Origin of the sequence: Aquimarina discodermiae, assembly GCF_040786235.1 — a bacterium.
Lineage (GTDB): Bacteria > Bacteroidota > Bacteroidia > Flavobacteriales > Flavobacteriaceae > Aquimarina.
Genome location: NZ_JBFMKP010000005.1, coordinates 205,793 through 213,314, shown reverse-complemented (window position 1 = coordinate 213,314; position 7,522 = coordinate 205,793). Strand labels below are relative to the sequence as shown.

The 7,522-nt window shown below is 30.9% G+C and carries 7 protein-coding genes; 5 read left to right on the top strand and 2 right to left on the bottom strand.

Translation table 11 applies throughout. The annotated features are described in order from the left end of the window. Window positions 1-263 precede the first annotated feature (263 nt). Both ABW636_RS04930 and ABW636_RS04925 read right to left on the bottom strand, forming a co-directional pair. Window positions 264-971: a LuxR C-terminal-related transcriptional regulator gene (locus tag ABW636_RS04930; protein WP_367588835.1), complete on the bottom strand. Its 708-nt coding sequence runs from the start codon at window positions 969-971 to the stop codon at window positions 264-266. 9 nt (window positions 972-980) lie between these two features. Beyond that, a complete protein-coding gene (locus ABW636_RS04925) occupies window positions 981-1,631 on the bottom strand; it encodes a LuxR C-terminal-related transcriptional regulator (protein WP_367588834.1) in 651 nt (216 codons plus the stop codon). Window positions 1,632-2,628: 997 nt separating this feature from the next. Between ABW636_RS04925 and ABW636_RS04920 the strand changes: the two genes are divergently transcribed. From ABW636_RS04920 to ABW636_RS04900, 5 genes are read left to right on the top strand one after another with little or no spacing between them, the layout of a single operon-like run. Next, on the top strand, window positions 2,629-3,732 hold the full coding sequence (locus tag ABW636_RS04920; RefSeq protein ID WP_367588833.1) for a hypothetical protein: 1,104 nt from the start codon (window positions 2,629-2,631) through the stop codon (window positions 3,730-3,732). After that, window positions 3,729-4,295 (top strand): hypothetical protein, encoded by a 567-nt coding sequence (locus tag ABW636_RS04915; protein ID WP_367588832.1) that lies wholly within the window; start codon window positions 3,729-3,731, stop codon window positions 4,293-4,295. The genes ABW636_RS04920 and ABW636_RS04915 overlap by 4 nt, the downstream gene beginning before the upstream one ends. A 22-nt stretch (window positions 4,296-4,317) precedes the next feature. Further along, window positions 4,318-6,162: an OmpA family protein gene (locus tag ABW636_RS04910; RefSeq protein ID WP_367588831.1), complete on the top strand. Its 1,845-nt coding sequence runs from the start codon at window positions 4,318-4,320 to the stop codon at window positions 6,160-6,162. Window positions 6,163-6,164: 2 nt separating this feature from the next. Further along, window positions 6,165-6,659 (top strand): hypothetical protein, encoded by a 495-nt coding sequence (locus tag ABW636_RS04905; RefSeq protein WP_367588830.1) that lies wholly within the window; start codon window positions 6,165-6,167, stop codon window positions 6,657-6,659. 39 nt (window positions 6,660-6,698) lie between these two features. After that, complete coding sequence (locus tag ABW636_RS04900; RefSeq protein WP_367588829.1) at window positions 6,699-7,520, top strand: hypothetical protein; 822 nt, start codon at window positions 6,699-6,701, stop codon at window positions 7,518-7,520. The last annotated feature ends 2 nt before the right edge of the window (window positions 7,521-7,522 follow it).

The following is a 7,522-nucleotide window of genomic DNA, read 5'->3' as shown; positions in this document are numbered from 1 at the left end:
GTTGTAGTAGACATAGACAATAGTGATGAAATAATCGATTGCTGCTCTGTGTGACCGCAATTCACAAAATAATCTTTAAAATCTTCTGGGATCATAGCTGAAATTTAATAGTTCAAAGATAACACATATTTATTTTAGAACTTAGCCAAACAATTCAATTCAGTTAACGGTAAAATCATTTAAGAACTGGTATAAAATTCAAAAAGTGCAGCCTATTTATAAAATTAGTTTTTAATCTCATCAAATAGATTGCACGTACTTTTTTAAACTAAATTTAAAAAATATCCTATTCTCACAATTTGAGCCAAGGTATTCACTTCCATCTTTTTATAGATGTTTTTTTTATGTTGTTCTATCGTTCTGGTAGATCTTATTAAACTAGATGCTACTTCTTTAACAGAAAAACCCCTAATTAGAAAAGTAAATACTTCTTTCTCTCTTTTTGTTAAGGTTATATAACTATTAATGTACTTTTTGGTTTCATATTTTGTGTTTAAAGCATTACATATTTTCTTGGTAAAAACAGGTAACTGGTCCGTAGTATTACTCATACTGATAAACGCTTGTTGGGCTAAATCTAACTTTACACTTGTAATCACCAGAATATACCCTTCTTCACCTTCTTTTCTAAACTTAAGTCTGTGAAAATAGGTAAGTATTTCTGTTTCATTTTGTTTCTCTGCAAAATCAAAAAGTAATTTTCTTACTCTTTTTACATCATCTGGATGAGTGACGCTTTCCTGAAATTTGGCACCTATAGCTCTAATATCTTCCAAACTAGCATCAAATTCTTTACAAATTTCCTCATCAAAATAAATTACTGAATAATCCTTTATGCTGTGTATATGATAAAACCCAGGGTATTTTGGGTCTGAATATCCTATTCTTCTACCAAACAATTCTTGTGCTTGCGACGCATTAGGTACAAAATCGAGTATTTTGGCACTTACTTCTGTATATTCTAATTCCATAGATTTATTTTAATTAGTAATATCAAAAGCAGAAGCATACTCATGTAATTGATGAAATGTATGTATATCTAATTTTTTATAAATTTTCTTTTTATATGTTTTAACTGTTTGTTCTGTTAATCCTAATTTTTGAGCTATTTCTGTATTAGAAAAGTCCTGTATCCAAAACCTAATAAAACTTCTCTCTTTAACCGTTAATGCCCCAAATTTTATAAATCTTTTTTTTATAAACTCTGTTTCATAAATAATCTGATCCAATCCTTTCTCTTGTACCTCATGTCCTCCCAAATCCACACTAAAACTAACTAACCCCCCTAATTCTTCCATCAATAGAGTTGTAACAAAAATAGAGCGATACTCTTCTTCATTAAATTTAACACGCTGTACAAAACTAAATGTGCTAAACTCCTCGACGTGTTCTAAATAGTGAAGGCAGGAAGCTTTGCCCACCTCGAGGTCATCTGGATGCAAATGTATACGGGATAAAAACGTTTTATTTAATTCTTTTGTATCCGTAATTCCTAGTTTTTCTCTTGTATATGGGTCTAAGTATAGTACTCTGAAATCTTTAATTTCATTAATATGAAGTATACAAGGTATTTTTTTGGCAAAGCTATCCAGGTCATGCTTAGACCTTAATAATTCAGTAATCAAATCCATGGTTTAGTAGCATTTTAATACACACCCTTTATTTTTTGAGAGTGTAAAAACATTATTATTTACATTGAAAAAATGTAGTATAGCTGTATCTATAACTACAAATTTTTGGGATAGTATGTACTACACAGAAGGGTACTCTATGCATTACAAAATTGATTACGTAAGTTTTTAATAGGGGACGTAAATTTAAAAAAAATATCTTTTTACCATAAAAAAAATCAAGCATAAACTTATTGTTAAAACGATTGTTTTTTTATAGTTATCAATACTCTTACTTTCTCATTTTTGAATGTTCTCCTTCGGAGCCAAGGCTTTACACTACCATCCACATATAACACATTATTATAAACATCGTTGGTAGAATGACTTACTTGGGATGATTTAAAAAAGCTATTCCTTAAAGATAATTCATTTTGTGATTTAAGATTAACTGTTGTACGTAACTATACCCCTTTAGGCTAACAAGATTAAACGTTTTTTAACTTCTTCTTATACGCCCCATGAATGCTATCATCAAGATACCTTGAAAATACGAATCGCTTTAATAAAATATAAATCATTTATATACAAATAATTAAAAACAAAAAAGCAAAAAATACCAAATTAGGGGACTTGCTTGCACTGATTATATAGACTTAAATTTACCTCAGAATTTATTAAATCATAAATCTTATCTAATTATTAGATAAGATACGAATTGTGTTAAATATTCAATAAGTAAGGGACTCTTTAAGGTATCATTTGTAATCCAAATATTGAGTAAAAGGATATAAAAACACCATTTAAAGACTATGCATATCTCTAATATATATCAAGATTCCTAAAGAGGAAAAGAATGTTTACAATTTTGAATAGTAAAATCAAAATGCTCTGAAAAATAGATATAGTTGTTTTTAAAGATGACAATCTGGTTTCCAAAAGATATCAATTAAGTAAGATAAACAGATGATTAAAGATATTGATTGAATTAATCAATTGCGTAAACATATTATAAAGAATGATAAAAAATAAATACGGAATAGTCATTAATTCAATAGGTAAGGCTAATCCAGTACAGCTAAAACCTATTGCTGAAAAATTTGAAATTCCCTTCGAGGTGGTATTGAAGTTGATTTATAATGCTCCTATGATTTTTGCAAGAAACCTAACAAAGGATATTGCAGAAAAAGTGTTAACACTGCTAATTAAAATTGGGGTTGAAGCTTCTGTAGAGCAGGGTGAAATATTACAAAAAATTGAAGCCCCTATCACTTTTGATGTATGTGTATACATTAGAGAAACAGAAGACTTATCTAATACTATTGAGGCATTATCTATTTTTTTAGGAACTCATGAGCAAAAAACGCTGGAATTACTCAATAGTTATCCGTGTGTTATTTTAGGGGGTGTTTCTGAAGCTACAGTTACAGCACTTAAGAACAGGGTACCTAAAAATGTAGAAGTAAATTTTGCAAATCCATCCACATCTTTATACTGTCTAGAGCTTATTAACGATGATCAAATGGCACATCATCAAGTGCGACAATATTTGAAAACGATCTCTCGAAAAGAAAATAATAACGCTTCAAATAGTTATAGAAACCTTTCTTATAAAGATAGTCAAGTAATTTGGAGACAATTTCAGAGTACAGGAGCTATAAGACTTACCAATCAGTCTTTTGAGCGGTATGAAATTATATTAGAAAAACTCAATGAGGATACCCCATTAAATTCAATAAAGGAAGCGCTACACAATACTATAGATATGCCATATGAAATTATGGATGAAGTATTAGCGATACTCCCTGTTCAATTAGAAGATTCTATTAACGCCAGTGACGTCGAAAGTCGTATTGCAGCATACGAAAGTAACGGACTTATTTGTGATAAAAAGAAAGTTTCTAATGGATTTCGAAAATTGGTGATCGATGAAGTCGAAGATCAAAAAGAAACCTTAGAGCTATTGAGCCATTTTATCCCTAAAGAAAACGTTGCTTCACAAATTCAAATACCATGGTACGCACCAGTACCTCTTTCAGACTTAATGACCAGATATGCAATAGCAAAATTAGAATCTATAGGATGCGATGCATCTTTTGAAGAAATTGAACAATTCGTATGAAACAAACACCAAAGAAAAAACAATTACTACATGTAGGAATTGCAGAAAAAGGAAAGTTATACGCTTTAGAAGGAGAACATAAAAAAGCGCTCAAACATTACAGAGAAGCGTTAAGAATGGCACAGGTAAATAATGATCCAGAATTGTTTTCACAGCACTATATGCAATGTGTTGTAGAAAGTTTAGAAATTTCTGGTAACCACGATGAGGTAATCTCTTATGGGCTTCATGTAATTGAAATAATTGATAAACAAGAAGAGAAAACATTGTTTGTTAAGAAGAAATTAGTTTCAGAGTTAGAGCGATTAGCGATTCAGTATCTCTACAAAGGACAATTAGAAAAAGCTAAAGAAACATTAATTCGTATAAAAAAAACCTTACCTCAAAACCAACTACCTATGGCAAGAAAACTACTAGACTGGGTGTACAGAGGTTATGTGATATCGCCAAAACAACTTAGAGAATTACAAAATCAATATGAATACTTTATTGTTAGAAATGAGAATGTAAGAAAAGATTTAGCCATAGATATAGATCACATCTTACCAGAAGTATCATTTTAAACATTACAAAAATTACACTTAAATGAGCACAGAAAAATTATTAGAAGCTGCTACAGTATTACAAGAGGTAGATGTATCACAAATTATGTCTTCTATGGCATTAAGTATTGCCGATGCACAACAAAGATTAGACGATAATTCAGTAAACCAATTAATTACGCTAGCAGATGCAACCAATGGTATTAACGGAAAATCATTATTAGAACTAGGCTTTTCTCCAACTTTTTATCACTTTCAGCATGCAGATATTTCTGCTTCTATCTCCTTAAAAATGAAAGTAGCAGAATCAACAGAATTAGGAGTATCAGCAAGTTTAGAGTATAGTAGTAATGTTGAAAAAAACGATCAAATAAAATCATTCTTTGATCAAAAAGATGAGTTAGCAGAAACAGGAGAATATAAAGGACATAGAAAGTTTATTAAGTATGTTAATGCAACTTCTACTACTACTATTGGAAAAAAATCTGTAAAGATAGATCAAAGCAAAGAAATTTATACCAAAATAAATGACTTAACTCAACAAATAAGAGAAAGTGAACAAGTAGATAGATTAAAATTAAAAACTAAAGGAAAAAAGATCGATCTATCAATAAAAGCTAGCGATAATAATGCTTTTGAAAAGATAACTGAAGATGGTTTTTCTACGATTTATATTCCTAACACAGTAATAGGAGGAGAAGGAATTCTTAAAATAACAAATTATGTCGATAAGACGAATGTAACCTACGATAATAACAAGGATACAGATTTTGAAGTAACTTCTAATTTTTCTGATACTTTTAATGCCGCTGTAAATAGTGCTAGAACCAAAACTAGAGATGTAAAAATTACAGGCTTCACAAACGATACTGATCTCCGAAAAGGAATTAAAGTATATACACAAGGAGGTCCAATATTAGAAGTGAAGCACTACTTCGATTACGATTTAAATACTGTTTTGTTTAACTATGTAAGTGGTTCATATTCTAATCGAGGGACATTGCAATACTTTGAACTTTTAAGTAAAATTTTAAAAGAAGATTCTACTGCTTACATAGAAATTATAGGAACCACAGATAAGAGTGGAGGAAATGCTACAAATCTTAATTTATCTAATAGAAGAGCAGAAGCCATGAAGACTTGGTTTGAAAGAACGGGAGTACCATCAGGCCAAATAGCTATTTCAGGAAAAGGAGAGACTTGGGCTTCTGGACCAAACGGGGTAAGAAATCAAGAATTTCGTTATGTTATTGTTCGTTTTCATTCGAAAAATGGAAGTAAAATAAGTGATTACATTCACTTTTTAGGAAAAGATTTTGTCAACGATAAATGTAGTCCAACAAAAACATCTTCAGAACCTAATTTATTTATCTATCACACAGGAAATGGTAATGGAAAAACAGGAAAGCTTACTTTAGTTATTGGAAAACAAGAACAAACATTCGAAAGTGCAGGTTCTGCTAAAGATATGGCATTGAATATTTCAGGAAATGCCAAAATAAACAGCAGTAAAATAGCTACAGAATATGAAAATGCACTTTTATATATGTTGCATGAAGAATCACATTTAGAGTTTGATGTGTATTCAAAGGATGAAAGTAACATTGAAATAGATACTTCAAATACAACTAATATTTCGGAAGATACGAAAGATACTTATATCAAAAAAGTAGATAAGAATAAGGTTTTATCAAACCTTAAAGAGAGTTCCAAAAACAGAAATAGTCAACGCTATTTTGCGATTGGTGGAACTTTTGATTATAGAACGGCAAAAAAACATGAAATAGATGTAGAAGGAAATGCATCGATGTCGGTACGTTTGGTATCACTTCCTGCTCCTGCAGAATTATTAAATGAAGTAAAAAAAGCCTTATCTAAAGATTCATAAACATGTCTTCTAACACAACAAAAGTGGTAAACTCGTTACTAAATGCGCCTTTACCACAAATTGTAGAGCGATTAGGGTTTGCAATTGCCAATGCTCAAGCCGAATTAGACAAAAATTCTGCTGCGTTAATAGAAACGCTAGTTGACACTACAGTAAATTTAGATGGTGAAGATTATAGTCTGATTGCATTAGGTTTTACACCCACATTTTATGCATTTACTGAAGCCGTGATTGAAGCTAAAATGGATTTTTCTATAAAAGAAGAAACTAAATTCGAGGGTGAAGTGACTGCAGGAGTAAATCTCGCAATTTTTTCTGCATCTGTTACAGCTACTTATGCCAGAAAGTTTGGTATAGAGGCTAGTGGATCATCAGCAATTACTACCAAACTAGTTTCCTTACCACCTCCAGATGCTTTGAATAAGATTGTTAATGGAATTATTACTAAAAAATATAATGCAAGTGGAAAGGTTAAACCTTCAAAAGACCTTAAATAAAAAAAATAAAGAGATAAACCCAATAGATAAAATAAAAAAATGAGTTATAACACGCAAATAGGCCAAGATTTACTAAATGTTCCAATGGGAAAAATGATTAAAGACATGGCATTTGCCATTGCCGAAGCACAAACCCGATTGGATGAAAATTCCATTACTGTAGCGGAAATGATGGGAGGTTTAAAAACTATTTATAATAAAGAAGGGGAAACTACATTTGAAGATAGCCGTGTTTTTTTCGGTAGAGACCAAGTTCCTCTTAGTGTAGCAAAAGTACTTTATAGTAGTAGTGCAAATAAAGATGGAGAAAAATCATTAATTATTAATGAAATTAACAGGACTTCTTCCAAAGTTACAGTGAAATCTGATGCTTCAGGTAACAAACTTATAGTTGATTCAACTAATTCTACATTAGAACCAGGTGAAGACCCTTTGGTGTTTGTACCTGCTCGTTTATCGATGTTAGAGTTGGGTTTTACACCTAATTTCTATCAATTTGTAGATACAATAATTGAAGTGAAAATTAGCATTTCTTATAAAAAGGAAGATACACGTATAGATACGAGAAGAAATTCGTCATCACATGAAAATAAAAGTTTTGGAGGTTACTCCAATTGGTGGTATCGTAATTATCACTATAATCAAGGTAAAAGTGTTTCCGTATCTCAAGTTAATGCTAGTTATGCTACTAAATACAATTATTCGGCAGAAGGTGCTAGTTTGTTACGTACGAAATTAAGCCCTGTACCACCTCCGGCAATTTTAGAAGAACGTATTAGAAATATGATGCTTATCGAAAGAGAATTATTACAACAAGAGGTTGAGAAAAATGAAGGCCCTAAGTCTCTTAAAAAGAAATAATT

Coding starts and splice junctions, on each gene's coding strand:
- ABW636_RS04930 (WP_367588835.1), bottom strand. CDS start 971: ATGGAATTAGAATATACAGAAGTAAGTGCCAAAATACTCGATTTTGTA.
- ABW636_RS04910 (WP_367588831.1), top strand. CDS start 4,318: ATGAGCACAGAAAAATTATTAGAAGCTGCTACAGTATTACAAGAGGTA.
- ABW636_RS04925 (WP_367588834.1), bottom strand. CDS start 1,631: ATGGATTTGATTACTGAATTATTAAGGTCTAAGCATGACCTGGATAGC.
- ABW636_RS04915 (WP_367588832.1), top strand. CDS start 3,729: ATGAAACAAACACCAAAGAAAAAACAATTACTACATGTAGGAATTGCA.
- ABW636_RS04905 (WP_367588830.1), top strand. CDS start 6,165: ATGTCTTCTAACACAACAAAAGTGGTAAACTCGTTACTAAATGCGCCT.
- ABW636_RS04920 (WP_367588833.1), top strand. CDS start 2,629: ATGATAAAAAATAAATACGGAATAGTCATTAATTCAATAGGTAAGGCT.
- ABW636_RS04900 (WP_367588829.1), top strand. CDS start 6,699: ATGAGTTATAACACGCAAATAGGCCAAGATTTACTAAATGTTCCAATG.